22 protein-coding genes are annotated in these 17,934 nt (G+C 28.6%); 1 reads left to right on the top strand and 21 read right to left on the bottom strand.

Annotated features, from left to right (window positions below; genetic code table 11):
- Nucleotides 1-3: 3 nt before the first annotated feature.
- The 15 genes from rplX to WFJ11_RS02885 form a co-directional block, all read right to left on the bottom strand.
- Nucleotides 4-315, bottom strand: coding sequence for a 50S ribosomal protein L24 (rplX, locus tag WFJ11_RS02955; protein WP_338817665.1), 312 nt, complete (start codon nt 313-315; stop codon nt 4-6).
- A 14-nt stretch (nt 316-329) separates the two neighbouring features.
- On the bottom strand, nt 330-698 hold the full coding sequence (gene rplN / locus WFJ11_RS02950) for a 50S ribosomal protein L14 (protein WP_009372516.1): 369 nt from the start codon (nt 696-698) through the stop codon (nt 330-332).
- Between the two features lie 24 nt (nt 699-722).
- Nucleotides 723-977: a 30S ribosomal protein S17 gene (gene rpsQ, locus WFJ11_RS02945; RefSeq protein WP_338817664.1), complete on the bottom strand. Its 255-nt coding sequence runs from the start codon at nt 975-977 to the stop codon at nt 723-725.
- A 6-nt stretch (nt 978-983) separates the two neighbouring features.
- Nucleotides 984-1,190 (bottom strand): 50S ribosomal protein L29, encoded by a 207-nt coding sequence (gene rpmC / locus WFJ11_RS02940; protein WP_004833614.1) that lies wholly within the window; start codon nt 1,188-1,190, stop codon nt 984-986.
- On the bottom strand, nt 1,180-1,614 hold the full coding sequence (rplP, locus tag WFJ11_RS02935) for a 50S ribosomal protein L16 (RefSeq protein WP_004833615.1): 435 nt from the start codon (nt 1,612-1,614) through the stop codon (nt 1,180-1,182). The genes rpmC and rplP overlap by 11 nt, the downstream gene beginning before the upstream one ends.
- A gap of 23 nt (nt 1,615-1,637) precedes the next feature.
- A complete protein-coding gene (gene rpsC, locus WFJ11_RS02930) occupies nt 1,638-2,372 on the bottom strand; it encodes a 30S ribosomal protein S3 (RefSeq protein ID WP_009372693.1) in 735 nt (244 codons plus the stop codon).
- A 17-nt stretch (nt 2,373-2,389) separates the two neighbouring features.
- On the bottom strand, nt 2,390-2,722 hold the full coding sequence (gene rplV / locus WFJ11_RS02925; protein WP_004833617.1) for a 50S ribosomal protein L22: 333 nt from the start codon (nt 2,720-2,722) through the stop codon (nt 2,390-2,392).
- Between the two features lie 19 nt (nt 2,723-2,741).
- Nucleotides 2,742-3,026, bottom strand: a complete 285-nt coding sequence (gene rpsS, locus WFJ11_RS02920; protein WP_009372520.1) for a 30S ribosomal protein S19 — start codon at nt 3,024-3,026, stop codon at nt 2,742-2,744.
- 16 nt (nt 3,027-3,042) lie between these two features.
- Nucleotides 3,043-3,876: a 50S ribosomal protein L2 gene (gene rplB, locus WFJ11_RS02915; RefSeq protein WP_009372814.1), complete on the bottom strand. Its 834-nt coding sequence runs from the start codon at nt 3,874-3,876 to the stop codon at nt 3,043-3,045.
- A gap of 17 nt (nt 3,877-3,893) precedes the next feature.
- Nucleotides 3,894-4,184: a 50S ribosomal protein L23 gene (gene rplW, locus WFJ11_RS02910; RefSeq protein WP_172965474.1), complete on the bottom strand. Its 291-nt coding sequence runs from the start codon at nt 4,182-4,184 to the stop codon at nt 3,894-3,896.
- The gene (gene rplD, locus WFJ11_RS02905; RefSeq protein ID WP_009372601.1) at nt 4,181-4,804 is read right to left on the bottom strand and encodes a 50S ribosomal protein L4; all 624 of its coding nucleotides are present in this window, start codon (nt 4,802-4,804) and stop codon (nt 4,181-4,183) included. Before rplD ends, rplW begins: the two co-directional genes overlap by 4 nt.
- Before the next feature lie 17 nt (nt 4,805-4,821).
- Entirely contained in the window at nt 4,822-5,448 is a 627-nt protein-coding gene (rplC, locus tag WFJ11_RS02900; RefSeq protein WP_293440729.1) for a 50S ribosomal protein L3, read from the bottom strand.
- A 52-nt stretch (nt 5,449-5,500) separates the two neighbouring features.
- Nucleotides 5,501-5,812 carry a 30S ribosomal protein S10 gene (rpsJ, locus tag WFJ11_RS02895; RefSeq protein WP_009354283.1) on the bottom strand — a complete coding sequence of 104 codons (312 nt, stop codon included), beginning with the start codon at nt 5,810-5,812 and terminating at the stop codon, nt 5,501-5,503.
- A gap of 370 nt (nt 5,813-6,182) precedes the next feature.
- The gene (locus WFJ11_RS02890; RefSeq protein WP_313960831.1) at nt 6,183-7,394 is read right to left on the bottom strand and encodes a DNA recombination protein RmuC; all 1,212 of its coding nucleotides are present in this window, start codon (nt 7,392-7,394) and stop codon (nt 6,183-6,185) included.
- Between the two features lie 7 nt (nt 7,395-7,401).
- Nucleotides 7,402-8,403 (bottom strand): polysaccharide deacetylase family protein, encoded by a 1,002-nt coding sequence (locus WFJ11_RS02885; protein WP_338817663.1) that lies wholly within the window; start codon nt 8,401-8,403, stop codon nt 7,402-7,404.
- Between the two features lie 342 nt (nt 8,404-8,745).
- Here WFJ11_RS02885 and purB point away from each other — a divergent pair, with 342 nt between their 5' ends.
- Nucleotides 8,746-10,176 (top strand): adenylosuccinate lyase, encoded by a 1,431-nt coding sequence (gene purB / locus WFJ11_RS02880; protein ID WP_338817662.1) that lies wholly within the window; start codon nt 8,746-8,748, stop codon nt 10,174-10,176.
- Nucleotides 10,177-10,284: 108 nt separating this feature from the next.
- Here the strand turns inward: purB and WFJ11_RS02875 are convergent, their stop codons facing one another.
- From WFJ11_RS02875 to WFJ11_RS02850, 6 genes are all read right to left on the bottom strand, one after another.
- Nucleotides 10,285-11,997 (bottom strand): M3 family oligoendopeptidase, encoded by a 1,713-nt coding sequence (locus WFJ11_RS02875; protein ID WP_338817661.1) that lies wholly within the window; start codon nt 11,995-11,997, stop codon nt 10,285-10,287.
- A gap of 120 nt (nt 11,998-12,117) precedes the next feature.
- On the bottom strand, nt 12,118-13,449 hold the full coding sequence (locus tag WFJ11_RS02870) for a C1 family peptidase (RefSeq protein ID WP_338817660.1): 1,332 nt from the start codon (nt 13,447-13,449) through the stop codon (nt 12,118-12,120).
- 220 nt (nt 13,450-13,669) lie between these two features.
- Entirely contained in the window at nt 13,670-14,443 is a 774-nt protein-coding gene (locus WFJ11_RS02865) for an ABC transporter permease (protein WP_338817659.1), read from the bottom strand.
- Nucleotides 14,444-14,445: 2 nt separating this feature from the next.
- Nucleotides 14,446-15,225: an ABC-2 family transporter protein gene (locus WFJ11_RS02860; protein ID WP_338817658.1), complete on the bottom strand. Its 780-nt coding sequence runs from the start codon at nt 15,223-15,225 to the stop codon at nt 14,446-14,448.
- 1 nt (nt 15,226) lies between these two features.
- Nucleotides 15,227-16,186, bottom strand: coding sequence for an ABC transporter ATP-binding protein (locus tag WFJ11_RS02855; protein ID WP_338817657.1), 960 nt, complete (start codon nt 16,184-16,186; stop codon nt 15,227-15,229).
- A gap of 30 nt (nt 16,187-16,216) precedes the next feature.
- Entirely contained in the window at nt 16,217-17,905 is a 1,689-nt protein-coding gene (locus WFJ11_RS02850) for an ABC transporter ATP-binding protein (protein WP_338817656.1), read from the bottom strand.
- Nucleotides 17,906-17,934 lie beyond the last annotated feature (29 nt).

Below are 17,934 nucleotides of genomic sequence, written 5' to 3'. Positions count from 1 at the left end.
CAACTATTTATCTATTTTTGAACCACTTTTTTTACTGATTCTAACTTTCTTATCTCCTTCAAGAGTGTAACCAATTCTAGAAGGTTTATTAACTTTAGGATCAAGGTACATTACATTTGAAACATCAATACTTCCCTCAATTTTAATTAAGCCAGATTCATCTTTAGGACTTCTAGCCTTTTTATGTTTAGTTTGAATATTTACTCCTTGAACTATTACTCTATTTTCTTTTACTAAAGTTTTAAGTACTTTTCCAGTTTTTCCTTTATCTTTTCCTGCAATTACAATAACAGTATCTCCAGATTTTATTTTCATTCTAACACCTCCTATTATAATACTTCAGGTGCAAGAGATATAATTTTCATAAAGTTACCAGCTCTTAGCTCTCTTGTAACTGATCCGAAAATTCTTGTACCAACTGGGTTCTTATCATCTTTTATAATTACTGCTGCATTATCATCAAATCTAATGTAGCTGCCATCATTTCTCTTTATACTATTTGTTGTTCTAACAATTACCGCTTTTACAACGTCACTTTTCTTAACAACTCCACCTGGTGTAGCACTTTTAACAGTACAAACTACTATATCGCCAACTTTTGCATATTTCTTATTAGTACCACCAAGTACTCTGATAACAAGAAGTTCTTTAGCGCCAGAGTTGTCAGCAACTTTTAAACGACTTTCTGTTTGAATCATACGATACTCCTTTCCAGATGAAAATTATTTTACTCTTTCAAGTATCTCAACAAGTCTCCATCTCTTTTCTCTTGAAAGAGGTCTTGTTTCTATAATTTTAACTCTATCACCAATTAAACATTCATTATTTTCATCATGTGCTTTAAATTTTGTAGTTTTTTTCATTTGTTTTTTATAAAGTGGGTGAGAAACAAAAGTTGCAACTTCTACAACAATAGTCTTATCCATTTTATTAGAAACTACATTTCCTATTATGACTTTTCTACTATTTCTTTCCATATAGTATTAAGCCTCCTTTCCAGCATTAAGCTCACGTTCTCTGATAATAGTCTTAACACGAGCTATATCTTTTTTAATGCCACCAATTCTCATAGGATTCTCTAATTGTCCAGTGGCTAATTGAAAACGTAAATTAAATAATTCAACTTTTAAATCTTTTAATTTTGCTTGTAAATCACTATCATTCATTTGGCGAATTTCTTTAATTTTCATTAGCTTCACCTTCCTTCATCTCACGAGTTATAAATTTAGTCTTTACAGGTAGTTTGTGAGCAGCAAGTCTCATAGCTTCTCTAGCTACATCAACAGGCACACCACTCATTTCAAATAATACTCTACCTGGTTTAACAACTGCTACCCAGTATTCAGGAGCTCCTTTACCAGAACCCATTCTTACTTCAGCAGGCTTTTTAGTAACAGGCTTATCAGGGAATACTTTAATCCAGATCTTACCGCCTCTTTTTATATATCTTGTCATCGCACGTCTTGCAGATTCAATTTGGTTTGCAGTCATCCAGCAAGGTTCTAATGCTTGAATTGCATAATCTCCATAAGAAATTGTATTTCCCCTTAGAGCTTTACCAGTCATTCTGCCTCTATGAACTCTACGATATTTTACTCTCTTAGGCATTAACATAGACTCTTTCCTCCTTCCAGTAACTAAGCTTCTTTCTTAGCACCAGTTTTATTAAATCTTTTCTTATTGTCTTTCTTGTTTCTTCTATCTTTTTTTGCAGGTTTTTCTTCAATAACTGCAGCTTTCATTCCTGGAAGAACTTCTCCTTTATATAACCAAACTTTTACTCCTAATTTTCCATAAGTTGTATCAGCTTCAGCAAATCCATATTCTATGTCTGCTCTTAAAGTTTGTAGAGGAATTGTTCCTTCAGAATATCCTTCAGTTCTAGCCATATCAGCTCCACCAAGTCTACCAGAAACAGCGGTTTTAATACCTTTTGCTCCTGCTTTTAATGATCTTTGCATAGCTTGTTTCATAGCACGTCTAAAAGATACACGTCTTTCTAATTGTCCAGCAATGTTTTCAGCAACTAATTGAGCACTTAAATCAGGTCTCTTAACTTCTTCAACATTAACAATTACTTTTTTACCAGTTAATTTTTCAATTTTAACTCTTAATTCTTCAACACCAGCACCTGATTTTCCAATTACCATTCCAGGTTTAGCAGTAAAAACTGTTACCTTTACTCTATTTGCTGATCTTTCTATTTCAACTTTAGGTACTCCTGAAAGAGCTACCTCTTTTTTAACAAGTTTACGAATATTGTGGTCTTCTACTAATAAATCACCAAATTCTTTTTTATTGGCAAACCATCTTGAGTCCCAATCTTTTATTATTCCAACTCTTAACCCATGAGGATTAACTTTTTGACCCATTTTTTATCCTCCTTATACTATCTTTCTGCTACCGTTACACCAATATGACTTGATCTTTTCAAAATTGGGTAAGCTGAACCTTTAGCCTTTGGTCTCCATCTTTTCATAACTGGAGCATCATTTGCATAAGCTTCTAATACATAAAGGTCTTTTCTATCTAAATTATGATTATTTTCTGCATTAGCAACAGCTGATTTTAATACCTTTTCTAATAATCTAGCACCCGCTTTAGGAGTGAATCTTAGAATAGATAAAGCTTCATCTACATGCTTTCCTCTTATTTCTCTACAAATAAAGTTTACTTTAAGAGGTGAAATTCTTTGATATTTTGCAATTGCTTTAGCTTGCATGTTATCTCCTCCTTATCTATTATCTTACTTTACTATTTTTTTCATTTTTTCCAACATGACCCTTGTAAGTTCTAGTTAAAACGAACTCTCCAAGTTTATGTCCTACCATATCATCAGTAATGTATATTGGTAAGTGCTTTCTTCCGTCATGAACAGCTATAGTATGTCCAACAAATTGTGGAAAAATTGTACTTCTTCTTGACCAAGTTTTTACAACTTTTTTTTCATCTGCACTATTTAATGCATCTATTTTCTTTAAAAGATGATCATCACAAAATGGTCCTTTTTTAAGAGATCTACCCATTTGTTTTCCTCCTTAATTAGTTTTTAGTTCTTCTTCTTACTATGAACTTATTAGACTTTTTATTTTTCTTTCTAGTCTTAAGTCCTAAAGCTGGTTTACCCCAAGGAGTTGAAGGTGCTGGACGTCCAACAGGAGTTCTACCTTCACCACCACCATGAGGGTGATCTACTGGGTTCATCGCTGATCCTCTAACATGTGGTCTCTTACCCATATGTCTTGATCTTCCTGCTTTACCGATAGTTATAAGTTCATGACTTAAATTTCCAACTTGACCAACTGTAGCTCTACATTCTAAATGAATTAATCTAAATTCACCTGAAGGTAATCTCAATTGTGCAAATCTTCCTTCTTTACCCATTAACTGAGCTTCAGAACCTGCACTTCTTACAAGTTGTCCACCTTTTCCTGGTTTTAACTCAATATTATGAACATTTGTACCAACTGGAATATCTTTTAATTTTAATGCATTACCAATCACGATATCTGCATTTTCACCTGATTCTATTTTATCTCCAACCTTTAATCCTTCTGGAGCTAAGATATATCTCTTTTCTCCATCTATATAATGAATTAATGCTATATTAGCAGTTCTATTTGGATCATATTCTATAGAAGCAACTTTTCCTGGTACTCCATCTTTATTTCTTTTAAAATCTATTATTCTATACTTTCTTTTAGCACCGCCACCTCTGTGTCTAACGGTAACTCTACCTAATGAATTTCTTCCGCCTGATTTTGATAAAGAAACTAATAAAGACTTTTCAGGTTTTGTCTTAGTTATTTCATCAAAAGTTAAAACGCTCATTCCACGCACACCAGCAGAAGTTGGTTTATACTTTCTAATAGCCATTAATATTACCTCCTATATTAAATACTTTCAAAAAATTCAATTTCTTTAGAATCTTCTGTAAGAGTAACAATGGCTTTTTTCCAATCAGGTCTTTTGCCAACATTAGCTCCCATTCTTTTTTTCTTACCAGTAATATTCATTGTATTTACTTGTTTAACTTTTACACCAAAAATTGTTTCTACGGCTTTTTTGATTTCTGATTTATTAGCCCTAGTATCAACTTTGAAAGTGTATCTTTTTGATTCCATATTTTCCATTGAACGTTCAGTTACAACTGGTTTAATAATAATATCATATGCTGTCATTATGCATACACCTCCTCAATTTTTGATAAGGCATCTTTTACGATTACAAGATTATCAAATCTCATTAAATCATAAACATTCATATAATCTACAACAACAGTTTCAACTTTTGGAAGGTTCGCGAATGATTTTACAATCATTTCATTTCCTTCTGGTAAAACTATCATAGTTTTTGTTTCTAAGCTTAAATTTTTCAAAATTTCTTTTGCTTTCTTTGTGCTGAATGCATCAACTGTTAAAGCATCTAAAATTCTTAACTCTCCTTCAAGAACTTTTGAAGAAAGAACTGATCTCATAGCAAGTCTTCTTACTTTCTTAGGAACTGAGTATCTATAGCTTCTTGGTTTTGGTGCGAACACTACTCCGCCGCCTTTCCATTGAGGAGCTCTTATACTACCTTGTCTAGCACGACCAGTACCCTTTTGTCTCCAAGGCTTTCTTCCACCCCCACGTACTTCCGCACGAGTTTTAGCAGATTGTGTGCCTTGTCTTCTATTAGCTAAATGGTTTTTTACTACTTCATAAACAACATGTTCATTAACTTCAACACCAAAAATAGCTTCGTTTAATTCTATATCACCAACAACTTCTCCTAGTTGGTTATAAACATTAACCTTAGGCATTATTTATCCTCCTTAAACTATCTTTTAACCGCTTCTCTAATTGTTACTAAACCACCTTTAGGTCCTGGAATAGCACCTTTTACAAGAATTAGGTTCTTTTCAACGTCAACTTTTACAACAACAAGATTTTGAACAGTACTCTTTTCATTTCCCATTTTTCCACTTGCTTTTCTACCTTTAAGTACTCTACCTGGGTAAGTACCTGCACTTCTAGCTCCAGCTACTCTATGGGATTTAGAACCATGTCCTTCTGGACCTCTTCCGTAATTCCATCTCTTTATAGCGCCTTGAGTACCTTTACCCTTTGAAGTTCCGATAACATCAACTTTATCTCCTTCAGCAAATAAGTCAACTTTAATTTCTTGACCAGTTTCAAAAGTTTCGCCTTCGTTTAATCTAAATTCTCTTACAAATCTCTTATATCCAACACTTACTTTATCAAAATGTCCTTTAAGAGGTTTTGTAACCTTTTTTTCTTTTTTGTCTACATATCCACATTGGATTGCATTATAACCATCAGTTTCAACAGTTTTAACTTGAGTAACGAACATAGGGCCCGCTTCAACAACTGTTACAGGAACAACTGCTCCATCTTCAGTAAAAATTTGAGTCATTCCAATTTTTTTACCTAAAATACTCTTCATTGAGTACACCTCCTATTACTTACAGCGGATTGATTTACAATCATTCTAAGATTTATAACTTAATTTCGATATCTACACCACTTGGAAGATTCAATTTTTTTAAACTTTCCAAAGTTTTTTGGTTTGGATTTAGGATATCAATAAGTCTTTTATGTGTTCTTTGTTCGAATTGTTCTCTACTATCTTTGTATTTGTGAACAGCTCTTAAGATTGTAATGATTTCCTTTTCTGTTGGTAGTGGAATAGGTCCTGATACTTCTGCACCAGTTCTCTTTGCAGATTCCACTATTTGTTGTGCTGAGCTATCGATTAATTCATGATCGTAAGCTCTTAATCTGATTCTGATTTTTTGCTTGTTTGCCAATTTTTTTACCTCCTTGTTTCGCATGTTTTGGCATCATGCAACTAGGTCCTCCGTATCAACTCATCCGTGTGTTCCATTTTCACTTCCAAAAAATACGGCGACCCGTCGCCGAAATCTAGTTCGACATACTCAGAAATAATTACCTCAAAAGACTATAAAACAGCCATAATTTGAGCAACCTATTTCGTCAACGCCTATTATGTGCATATGAGCACTCATATATTATACTATATCATTTCTATTATTGCAATACTTTTTTTAGATTTTTTTAAAAATTTTATAAAAATTTTTTCACCATATATTGTAAAATTAAGTTAGCTACATATAAAAAAAGATAGTGTATAATTTTTATACACTATCTTAACTAAATTTATTCCTCAATTTTTAAAACTTCTTCCATTTCTTCTTTTTCAAATACCTCAACATTCTTGATATTATCAAATCTTCTTGTTATCTTTGTTGAAGTAGTAAAAATATCTTTTACATCTTTACTTACCTTGTTTATATCTTTTTCTAATGTTTCCCATCTTTTTGCATATCTTTCAAACTCTGCAGAGAGCGAATTTAATTCTTTTTGAATCTCTAAAGCATATTGAGATTGCTTTAAGTTTTGAGAAACAGCTTGTATTGTTGTTAATATCGCCATCATTGTTGTTGGAGACGTAATCCAAACTCTCTTTGAATACGCATACTCAACAATTTTAGGCATATAAGCATTAAGATAAGCAAATATAGCTTCTGCTGGCAAAAACAAAATGGCCTGATCTGTTGTTTCGTTTTTTATTATATATTTAGAAGAAATATCATCAATATGTTTTTTTAAATTTTGTTCAAAACTCTTTTCGTTTTCCACCTTGTTTTCAGATATATCTTCAAAAATTCTCCTATAATTTTCCAATGGAAATTTACTGTCAATGCAAATAGTTCCAACTGGTTCTGGAGCAAATATCACTGCATCTGCCATCGTCCCATTAGAAAGTTTATATTGTTTTTGATAAATTTCATTATTATTTCCAAAAGCTGAAGTCAAAACTTGATATAATTGTACTTCACCAAATATGCCACGAGTTTTTTTATCAGTCAAAACATTATTTAAATTTTGAACATTATTAGATAAAAATTCCATCTTTTTTTGTGCTTCATCAAGCCTTCCTAAACTTTGCATAACATTACTAAATGTCTTTTTAGTATCTTCAAAACTTTTTTCAAGCTTAACTTCAACACTTTCATTTATCTTATCAAGTCTACCTTCTACAACAACAGTAAGATTTAAGAAGTCCTTTTTCAACTCAGATTTTAATTTATCATTAAAATTAAAAATTGAATCAATATTTTCTTTACCTGCTTTTATAATATTATCATTAGTGGAATTTTTAAATTCAAGCAACTGATTGGAGATTTTTTCATTATTTCCATTTAATTTTTCGTTTAATTTATTAAATTCATCCGAAAAACTAAGTTTTAACTTTAGAATATCTTCATCTCTTATTATATCATCATTTGATTTTTTCAATATTTTTAAAATCAAAACAATGACAATAACTACTAGTAAAATTAAAATCCCAATTAAAAAATAAATCATATTTCACCTATTTTAAAATACCAAACTCATATCCATTAGATTTAAAATAATCAATTATACTAGGCAAAGTTTCTACAGTTAAATTCTTTCCTTGAGAATCATGCATTAAAACAACAGCAACATTTTGTTGTTTCCAATAGCTCAAAGATGTTTTAACATATTTTAACATTTCTTCTTTATTAGTTGGTCTAACCTTTTGTGGTTCAGCATCACCAGATAAACTATTCCAATCTATCCATTCAAGTCCCAAACTTTTTAGAACTTCATCACCATTACCAGCATTTTCAAGACCTTTCCAGGACATATGTCCGCCTGGATATCTCCAAACCCCAGTATTAAATTTATCTCCAAGAAGTTCCTTTAATCTTGATAAAGTTTTTTCTGCTTCATCTTTTATAACGGATGCATTAGGAACTCTATTTGGATATAGTTTATTATAATCATGAGAAAAACTATGAATTGCTATTCCATGTCCTTCTTTTAATTCTCTTTCCAAATATGGCTTTGCTTGATCATTTAATGTTTTACCAACTATAAAGAAAGTAGCTGGAACTTGTTTTTCCTTAAGAATATCTAAAACTTTATCTGTAATTCCAGGAGTAACACCATCATCAAAAGTTAAGAACACAATTTTCTTTCCAGTATATTCTTTTTTACTCATGATATAGTCTCTAATTTCAGCAGTATCATAAGCATAAGAATCTGCAGACTTTATGTGGCTTCCAGATTCTGAAAAATCTATACCATTAGAATCTTGTTTTTCTGGTTCTTTTTCAGTTGTGTTTTGTTTTCCCTCAGAATTATTATCAGATGTATTTTTTTGCTCATTTTCATTATTTTTATTTTGTATTTGTGTTTTATTTTGATACATAACACTTAAAACATATTTACCACCTAAAAAGACAAATAGTGCTAAAAAAACCGCAGTTATTATAACAAAATTTTCTTTTCTTCTTCTTTTCTTTTTTTTCTTCTTTGTTACTTTTATTTTTTCTTCATTATCTATCATTAAATTTACCTCCTAATTTAGTACAATTATTTATTTCCAATTAATAATTGTATATCCCCTATAGTTTAAGCCCATAGTCTAAAGCTTCATTTATTATAACATATTTATAAATATATTGTAAACTCAATTATTAGAAATTCAATTATTTTTTTATTTATTATTCGAAAAAACATATATATTTTTAAAAAATAAATAATGATACAAAAATTAAATTAATATATATTTTTGTTTTAAAAAAATTAATATAATATGATATAATATAGCTATAAATATTTACCCATTATTTTTTAGATATATGGATAAAATTAAATTATGTATTAAAAAATTAACTGAGGAGTTTTTATGAACGATATTTATTCAAATCCACTAACAAAAAGATATTCAAGTAAAGAGATGAGTTACATTTTTTCCGATGAATTTAAATTTAAAACTTGGAGAAAATTATGGATAACTCTTGCCAAAGGAGAAAAAAGTTTAGGGCTAAATATAACTGATGAGCAAATTAAAGAACTTGAAGCCTTTAAAGAGGATATTAACTTTGATATAGCTTTAGAAAGAGAAAAAATTGTTAAACATGATGTTATGAGTCATGTTTATGCTTATGGAGTTCAGTGTCCTAATGCAAAAGGGATTATTCATTTAGGTGCTACAAGTTGCTACGTTGGTGATAATACTGAACTTGTAGTTATGAAAGAAGCACTCTTAATTGTAAAGAAAAAAATTATAAATGTTTTAAATTTATTAAAGAAAAATGCTCTAAAATATAAAAACATTCCAACTTTGGCTTATACGCATTTTCAAGCAGCTCAACCAACAACAGTTGGAAAAAGATTAACACTCTATATGCAAGACTTACTTATTGACCTTGAAGAATTAAATTTCATATTGGAAAACTTAAAACTTCGTGGTGCAAAAGGAACAACTGGAAGCCAAGCATCATTTATGGAGTTATTTAATAATGATGAAGAAAAAGTTAAAAAGCTTGATAATTTTATTGCTTCAGAAATGAACTTCAAAGGAGTTTATGCTGTTTCAGGTCAAACTTATACAAGAAAAATTGATAGTAAAGTTTTATTTTTATTATCAAATATAGCACAATCTGCACATAAATTTTCAAATGATTTAAGATTATTACAACATCTTAAAGAAATTGAAGAACCTTTTGGTAAAAATCAGATTGGATCATCTGCTATGCCCTATAAGAGAAATCCTATGAAATCAGAAAGAATTGGAGCTTTGTCAAATTTTGTTATTTCAAATGTAATGAATCCATCTATAACTTTTGCAACACAATGGTTTGAAAGAACTTTAGATGACAGTGCAAATAAAAGACTTTCAATTTCTCAAGGATTTTTAGCAGTAGATGGAATATTGAATCTCTATGCAAATGTAGTTGATGGAATGGTAGTTTATGAAAAAGTAATCGAAAAACATTTAATGGCCGAATTACCATTTATGGCGAGTGAAAACATAATGATGAATCAAGTAAAAAAAGGTGGAGACAGACAGGAACTTCACGAAAGAATCAGAGAACTTTCTCAAGTTGCAGGTAAAAATGTGAAAGAAAAAGGGCTTGAAAATAATCTATTGGAATTAATTGAAAAAGATGATTTCTTTGATATAAGTAAAAATGAACTCAAAGAAGTACTTAATCCTATGAAATATGTTGGAAGATGTCCTTCACAAGTTGATGAATTTATAGAAAATGAAGTTAATCCTATTTTAGAAGAAAACAAAAATCTGATTGAAAATATAAAAGAAATTGAAATATAAAAAACGCTCCAAACGGAGCGTTTCTTTTATTGTGAAACAACAAGGTTCTCGGAAACCCACCCAATGCGAAGCATCGTGGAAGGGTGAGGTTCTTATTTACTTTATTTCTTAAAATTTACTTGCATCAACAGAATTTAGATATTCTTCTATTGGTTCAACAGCTTTTTTAATGGTTCCGTCTATAAACGGATTTTCTAATTTTGCTACTTCAAGAAGTTGTAAGAAAGGTTTTGTTCCACCTGTTTTACATAATCTTAAATAATCTGCAAAAGCAGTTTTATGGTCTTTCCTATCCTTATTCCAGAATTGGAAAGCACATACTTGAGCCAAAGTATAATCTATATAGTAGAAAGGCATTTGATAAATATGTCTTTGTCTAAACCAAAATCCACCATCTTCTAAAACTTTTATTCCGTCATAATCTCTATGTGGCAAGTATTTCTTTTCCAATTCTCTATATTTTTCACGCCTTTCTTTTGGAGAAAGTTCCGGATTTTCATATACAACATGTTGAAATTCATCAACTAATGCTCCATAAGGTAAAAACATCAAACAATGAGTTATATGTTTATATCTAAATTTATCAGCTTCTTCTTCAAAGAACAAATCCATCCAAGGCCAAGTGAAAAATTCCATACTCATTGAATGAATCTCTGCTGATTCCATTCCGGGCCAAATATATTCAGGAATATAATCTCTTGATGAAAAAACCTGAAAAGCATGACCTGCCTCATGAGTCAAAACCTCAACATCATGAGTAGTTCCATTAAAATTCGCAAATATAAATGGACTTCTCCAATTTCTTAAATAAGTACAATATCCACCGGCAGCCTTAGTTGATTTTGCATCCAAATCAAATAAATCTTTTGTTTTCATAAAGTTAAAGAACTCTTTTGTTTCAGGAGATAACTCACTGTACATTTTTTCAGCTTTTTCAACCATCCAATCCTTTTTTCCATGCGGAGCAGGATTTCCTGACTTAAAAAATATAGGTTCATCATAAAAAGTAAGTTTATCCAGACCGATTCTCTTTCTTTGTTCTTCTCTAATCTTATTACAAATAGGAACAATAGTTTCTACAATTTGTTTTCTATAGCCTTCAACATCTTTTGCATTGTAGTCAACTCTGCCCATTTTTTTATAGCCAAGCTCTATAAAGTTTTTATAGCCCAATTTTTTAGCCATTTTATCTCTTATTTTTACAATTTTATCATAAATTTCATCTAATTTTTCAGTTTGTTCTTCATAAATTTCTGATATAAGATTTGTAGCTTTTCTTCTAACATTTGCATTTGAATCTTGAGAATATTTAGCAAGTTGAGTAAGGTTTAATTGTTCCCCGTTCCACTCTTTTGAACAAGAAGATAAAAGTTTTTGATATTCCATAACAACTTTTGCTTCTTCAACCAAATCATCCATAATTGAAGGATTAAAAGTCAATAAATAATTTTCATATTTTTGGAATAAATAAACTCCAAATTTTTCTTCAAGCTCTTTTCTGAATTTATTATTAACAAATTCTCTTATATATTCAACCTCGACTTCTTGAACTTTTGGAGCATTTTCTTGGATGAATTGCATTTCCTTGTCAAAAAATTCATCTTTAGTATCAATTGAATTTTTAACATGAGCTAAAGCAACCATACTATCAGCATCTGAACTTACTTTATTAAGTTCATTATAAGTTTCAATTGCCTCTTCACTTGTTTTAGCTTTTGCAAGTCTTTCAGTCAAAGCTCTAATGTCAGCTCTAAGTTTTTCAAAGTCGGGACGAATATATTTATAATCCTCAAACTTTAAATCTAAATTTTCTTTAGCCATAACTACCTCCTATTTAATTAAAATACAAGACTATTTTAACATAATTTAATGATAAAAAATAGCCTTATAAAGATTTAAAAATTCAAAAAAAGGAATTACCGCAGTAATCCCTTTTAAAATTTATCTTTTTAGCATCATTGCATATGGTTCCCAAGGTTCAATCTTTATAGATTCTTCTTCTAAACCTTTTAACCATTTTTCATCAACGAATTTTTTATCTACTATTGCTGAAATATTTTCATTTGTAAACCAAGAGTCGCTCATTGAGAATATTCCCTTTTCTCCAACTTCATCTCCCCAAGAGTTTTCAACTTGCCACTTAATTGGATTCCCATTTTCATCCAAATCAACTCCTACAAATGTCATAGCATGAGTTAAATCTGTATATCTATAGTCAATTCTGTCGGCTTTAGAAAATTCTCCAAGTTCTGTTAAAGTTTCATCATAATTAAATAAATCTTTATCCATTATACCTAATTTTCTATCACAGTTCTTCATAACATCACAAGCAAACCACACAGCTTCTCCAGCTTTTATAGATGCGATTATAGCTTTTTTAATGTCTTCTTGAGGAACATTTAAAGAAGCAACAGGATTTCCTTCTCTAACAGATTTAAAATATTTTAATTCTATTCTTTTACCAAATGGATACTTGCCCCTTGGATCTTCAATTAAATCAACTTTATTTTCAAAGTAACTTCCAACATATTCTTCATAGAATTTTTTTGGAGTTAAATTTGTAATCTTTTGGAATTTATCGTCTTTATCTGTATATTCAAAATCAAAAGTTTCTGGTAATTTTCCTAGAACTTTTGTACAAATATTATAAACTTCATAAAGAGTTTCTTCTTTTAATTTCTTTAATTCTTGAACTGAAGCTCCATTTGAATGTGCTTTTCTCATATTCATTGCAGTTCTCTTTAATCTTACATTAATTTGTTCAACAAAAGCACCAGAATCGGATGAACTGAAAGTTTCTGGCATAACTGATTTAGGAACAATACCATGTTTTGAAATTAAGTCATCAAAGCATTCAAAAAAGTTTCCATCATCAGCTCCTAAATCTAACAAACTATCCATAAGTCTTGATCCTAATGGTTCATCTATATGTTCAATCATAAGTTCTAAGAAATTATTTGATTTTTCCATTTTATCCATAAAGAAAAGATAAACTTGTGAAAACTCAAAAGTTTTTAAATTAAGTTTTTCCATAACTTTTAGTCTTAAAACATTAAGTCCTGAAAACATCCAACAACGTCCTGATTTCTTTTGATTTGTAATTTCAGCTTTCTTTACACTGTCTGAAAACTTAAAATTATGAAATCTTAAAGCATCATTATTAATTGAACTATCTTGAATACCATTTTTAGCAATTGCATTTGAAATTACTCTACTTGATAAATCGCTTTCAAAACGTTCTTTAAATTTATTCATCATTTCATTTGTTACCATAAACTATTCCTCCATTTTTTTATTTTTAACATACTCATAATATCACAACAAAAAAATTATTTCAATAGATTTTTAAATATAATTGATATTTTTTATCATTTTTATTTTTGGACTATTTTTTAAATATGATACTGCACAATATAATAAATAAATCCCAATGAAATAAAATTTACTTTGTTCATTAGGATTTTCTAATTTTTGATATATATTTTAATAACAACTAATTAGCAGATACGTATTTTTTCAAACCCTTTTTCCAAAGAAATATCGCAAAAACAGTTCCCAACAAATCGAATAATAATATATAAAATATACTTAAAAAGGAAGCTTCTTCTTTAACTATGAGTACAGGAAGATTAATTGACAGCAAAATAGGAACTATATAAATTAAAACAAACTGTATTGATTTAGGATAAATAGACTTTGGTCTGCTTGAAAAATCAATTAGATATTCAGGTATTCCCATTATAGCACTTGAATGTTCTTTCCAAAATGAAATAGTTATTACAATCTGATTTAACAAAAATACCAAGTATATAGATAACAAAATAGAAATAATAAATTCAATTATTATAAATAAATTTAAACTATATTTTGTCAGCATAAATATTTGAAAACACAGAGCTATAAATAAATTAATCAAACTCGGAAAATCCACCCTATATAATGAGTAAAACAAAAAAGAATTTACAGGTCTAATCAAAATATAATCCAACTCTCCACCTAAAATAAATTCATATAGATTTTCATGAGCAACAGTAAATAAAAACTGATAACCATAACTTATTACAGAAGCTACTGATATTAAAAGCAAATAGTCATTTTTTACCCACCCATATATTGTTTCAGTATAATCAAAATAAATTACCCCTGCAATAAATTCAGCAAGAAAAAATATCAAACCGAAAACTATTGTTACAATTGCAGTAGATCTATAAATTAAAAACTCTTGAAAACTATGTGATAAAAATTTTTTATACAATCTAAAATTCATATTTACGCTCCCATTCCCTCATATCTCTTCAGTCCAAAATAATAAGTAATTTTATAAAGAACAAAAAACAGAATAAACCAAGAAAAAGATAGAATTATGTAAAAAATTAATTCTTCAATTGTTAATTTTCCTTGAATAGCCCTTGTAAAATTAAATCCTACTATTGCAAATGGGTTTTTATCAACTATTTTATAAATCTTATTTCCTAACAAATTTAAAGGAAAAAGCAGTCCTCCAAACAGTAAGTAAACTGAATTTATTAAAGGTCTTAATGTCCACATATTTATCAAATAAAATCCAAGATTTCCCACAAGAGAAACTAGCATAAAAAACATACAAAAATTTACTATAAACAACAAAAACACTAGCAAAAAATATCCTATATTTACATTAACGAAAAAAGATAAAATGAACATAAGTACATAAACAATAATAAATATAAACTTCTTTCCTAAAAATGCAAAAAATGAATTCACTAATATAGAATATGGTCTAATCAACATGGAAGTAAGCTTCCCAGTCCTAACAAGATGACCCATATTAACTACACTTTCACTTGAAAATAAAATCATCCCAATATTTGAAATAACTATATAATAAATCATTTGAGTTTTAGTAAAACCACCAATACTTTCAACTGAAGCGCTTTCAAAAATACCATTCCAAGTAAATATAGAAATTACAATACCTAGTATATTAACAAATATATTGGAAATAAAGTTAAACTTATAGCTTAATTGTATATTCAGCTGATTAAGAAAAGTTGGTAAATATTTACTCATTTTAGTCCTCCTTTTTATCTTCACTGAATATATCAAAAACTACATCTTCAAAGCTCTTATTTTCACAGAATATATTTTTTATAAGTGAAAAATCTACGTTTTTTAATATAAAATTTACTTCATCAAAATTTACCTGTAATTTTTTCTTATCCAAAAGTTTAAAACAATTAAATTCATTAGGTATAAAATCTTTAAATTCTATTATATATTCATCTTTAACAGAGAACTTATCTATAATTTCATTTATATTTGAATCTTCTACCTTTTTCCCATTTAATAAAATTATAACCCTATCACATAATGTTTCAATATCTTTCATATAGTGAGAAGTTAAAAATATAGTCACATTGTCTTTTTTATTTATATCAAGTAAAAACTCATGAATAGACCTTTGACTTGTTATATCCAAGCCTATCGTAGGTTCATCTAAAAATAAAATCTTAGGACTATGAATTAAAGCACAGATTATCTCAAACTTAATTCTCTCTCCAAGCGATAATTTTCTAACTGGAATTCTCAGCTTATCATCTAAATTTAACAATTTAACCATATTATTCAATTTATTTCTATAACTTACTTTATCTATTTTGTAAATACATCTTAACATTTCAAGAGTTTCTTCAGCAGGTAAATCCCAAATTAATTGACTTTTCTGCCCTATAACCACACCTATTGATTTAAGATAGGATCTTTCCTTCTTAAAAGGAATATTTCCATCACACTCAATGGTTCCACTTTCCGGATTTAATATTCCAGTAAGCAATTTTATCAATGTAGTTTTTCCTGACCCATTTGGTCCTAAAATTCCTACTATTTCTCCTGTTTTGATTTCTAAATTAAAATCTTCAATAGCTGATTTTTTTATTTCTCTTCTTTTGAAAAAATCCTTTAAAGAACCTAAAAACCCACTATCTTTTTCAAAAGAATTATAAGTAAAATATAAATTTTCAATTTTTATCATGAATAAATTATTTCCTTTCAAATTAAATAATTAATTATTCTCAACTTCAGAAATTGTATATAACTTCTTAAAGTATGAATCAAAACTCATAAGTTCTTCAAAATTACCTTTTTCTTCTATTTTTCCATCTTTTAATACCAATATTTTGTCATATTGTTTTAAATTTTCCTTTATTAATCTATGTGTTACAGAAATCAATGTTATATTTTCAAGTTCAAGTAGTCCCTTTTCTATTGAAAATGCAATTTCATTATCCAAACTTGATAAAATTTCGTCAGCAAGTATTATCTTTGTATCCTTTATCAAAGACCTTGCAATTGAAATTCTTTGTTTTTCTCCTCCAGATAAGTTATTTGCGTTTTCAGAAATTAATTCCTTATCATACAATCTATCCAAATATTTACCAAGTTCTGCTTTCAATATAACATCTTTTACCTTTTCTTCCGAATAATCTCTACTAAATAATGTTATATTATCATATAGGCTTCCTTTAAATAGAAATACATTTTGATTAATTGTTGAAATTAAATTTATAATAGAATTTTTTGAAACTTCATCCAAATCAATTCCATCTATATAAATTTTCCCATCATTTGCTTTAATTCTTTTTGAAATCAGCTTCATTAAAGTTGATTTTCCACTTCCTGATAAACCTACTAAAGCATATTTTTTACCTTTTTCAAATTCAAAGTTTATATTTTCTAAAACTTTTTTATCATCATATTTAAAGCTAACATCATTTAAAGAAATCTTATTATTAAAGTCTTTAATTTCTGTTATTTCAACATTTTCTTCTGAAATTAAAGTATTTTCTATTTTATTTAATATTTTATCAACAGACTTAAATTTACCATAAGATTCTATTGCAAACATCAAAGGATTCACAATGTGATTTGTAAGTTGCACACAAATAATCATTTGTCCAAGTGTTATAAATCCTTTATATGCTAAATATCCACCACAAACAAAACCACCTAAAAATGTAAAACCTCCAAAAAAATATGAAATCATAGTTACTAAACTATACCTTTTTTGATATGCAAGTCCTTTATCATAAACATTTTTTGAGTTATTATAAAACACTTTTGAAATAAATTTTTCTAGTCCAAATACTTTGATTGTTTCATAACCATTAAAATATTCACTTGTTCTTGCAGTATATTCACTTTGAGAATTTGAAAATTTCTCTTTAAAAGTTTTTAAATTTTTCATTGGAATATTTCCAAACGCAAATGAAATTATAGACAATATCATTAAAGCAATCGTCATTTGATAGGAAACATAGAAAATTGTCCCAAAGGCAAAAAGAAACAAAAATCCTGATTTAACTAAATTTAAAAATGTTCTAAAATACTCTGTTTCTATAGTATTAATATCATTAGTAAGAATTGAAATCTTATTCCCTACATCATTATTATAAAAACTTTCAATATCTTGTTTTATTAAATTATTAAATATGTAAATCTTTGTATCTAAAGACATTTTAGCTACAAATTTATAACTCATAACTTCATAAATCCATTTAAAAACGCTCTCTGTAATAAGTAAAGCAAAAGTATAAATCATAACCTTAGAAAATTGCATATTTATTGCTCCACTTGCTGAATCTATAACATAACCAAAAAACATTGCAACTCCAATTTCCAATGAAATATAAATAAACATAACTACAAAAAGTGGTAGCAAAATATTCAAATTATTTTTCCATATTTTTTTCATATTATTTCCTCCTCAACAGATAACCTTTT

The organism is Parvimonas micra (assembly GCF_037482165.1).
Lineage (GTDB): Bacteria > Bacillota > Clostridia > Tissierellales > Peptoniphilaceae > Parvimonas.
The sequence above is the reverse complement of the archived record's forward strand: the minus strand, read 5'-3'. Positions and strand labels throughout refer to the sequence as shown.

What these genes read in the sequence shown, in the direction of transcription:
- WFJ11_RS02875 (WP_338817661.1), bottom strand. Translation starts at nt 11,997, where the DNA reads ATGGCTAAAGAAAATTTAGATTTAAAGTTTGAGGATTATAAATATATT.
- rplP (WP_004833615.1), bottom strand. Translation starts at nt 1,614, where the DNA reads ATGTTAATGCCTAAGAGAGTAAAATATCGTAGAGTTCATAGAGGCAGA.
- rplX (WP_338817665.1), bottom strand. Translation starts at nt 315, where the DNA reads ATGAAAATAAAATCTGGAGATACTGTTATTGTAATTGCAGGAAAAGAT.
- rplD (WP_009372601.1), bottom strand. Translation starts at nt 4,804, where the DNA reads ATGCCTAAGGTTAATGTTTATAACCAACTAGGAGAAGTTGTTGGTGAT.
- WFJ11_RS02885 (WP_338817663.1), bottom strand. Translation starts at nt 8,403, where the DNA reads ATGATAGATAATGAAGAAAAAATAAAAGTAACAAAGAAGAAAAAAAAG.
- rpsQ (WP_338817664.1), bottom strand. Translation starts at nt 977, where the DNA reads ATGGAAAGAAATAGTAGAAAAGTCATAATAGGAAATGTAGTTTCTAAT.
- rpsS (WP_009372520.1), bottom strand. Translation starts at nt 3,026, where the DNA reads ATGGGTAGATCTCTTAAAAAAGGACCATTTTGTGATGATCATCTTTTA.
- rpsC (WP_009372693.1), bottom strand. Translation starts at nt 2,372, where the DNA reads ATGGGTCAAAAAGTTAATCCTCATGGGTTAAGAGTTGGAATAATAAAA.
- WFJ11_RS02860 (WP_338817658.1), bottom strand. Translation starts at nt 15,225, where the DNA reads ATGAGTAAATATTTACCAACTTTTCTTAATCAGCTGAATATACAATTA.
- rplB (WP_009372814.1), bottom strand. Translation starts at nt 3,876, where the DNA reads ATGGCTATTAGAAAGTATAAACCAACTTCTGCTGGTGTGCGTGGAATG.
- WFJ11_RS02855 (WP_338817657.1), bottom strand. Translation starts at nt 16,186, where the DNA reads ATGATAAAAATTGAAAATTTATATTTTACTTATAATTCTTTTGAAAAA.
- rplN (WP_009372516.1), bottom strand. Translation starts at nt 698, where the DNA reads ATGATTCAAACAGAAAGTCGTTTAAAAGTTGCTGACAACTCTGGCGCT.
- WFJ11_RS02850 (WP_338817656.1), bottom strand. Translation starts at nt 17,905, where the DNA reads ATGAAAAAAATATGGAAAAATAATTTGAATATTTTGCTACCACTTTTT.
- rplV (WP_004833617.1), bottom strand. Translation starts at nt 2,722, where the DNA reads ATGCAAGCTAAAGCAATTGCAAAATATCAAAGAATTTCACCTCTTAAA.
- WFJ11_RS02890 (WP_313960831.1), bottom strand. Translation starts at nt 7,394, where the DNA reads ATGATTTATTTTTTAATTGGGATTTTAATTTTACTAGTAGTTATTGTC.
- WFJ11_RS02865 (WP_338817659.1), bottom strand. Translation starts at nt 14,443, where the DNA reads ATGAATTTTAGATTGTATAAAAAATTTTTATCACATAGTTTTCAAGAG.
- WFJ11_RS02870 (WP_338817660.1), bottom strand. Translation starts at nt 13,449, where the DNA reads ATGGTAACAAATGAAATGATGAATAAATTTAAAGAACGTTTTGAAAGC.
- purB (WP_338817662.1), top strand. Translation starts at nt 8,746, where the DNA reads ATGAACGATATTTATTCAAATCCACTAACAAAAAGATATTCAAGTAAA.
- rplC (WP_293440729.1), bottom strand. Translation starts at nt 5,448, where the DNA reads ATGAAGAGTATTTTAGGTAAAAAAATTGGAATGACTCAAATTTTTACT.
- rpmC (WP_004833614.1), bottom strand. Translation starts at nt 1,190, where the DNA reads ATGAAAATTAAAGAAATTCGCCAAATGAATGATAGTGATTTACAAGCA.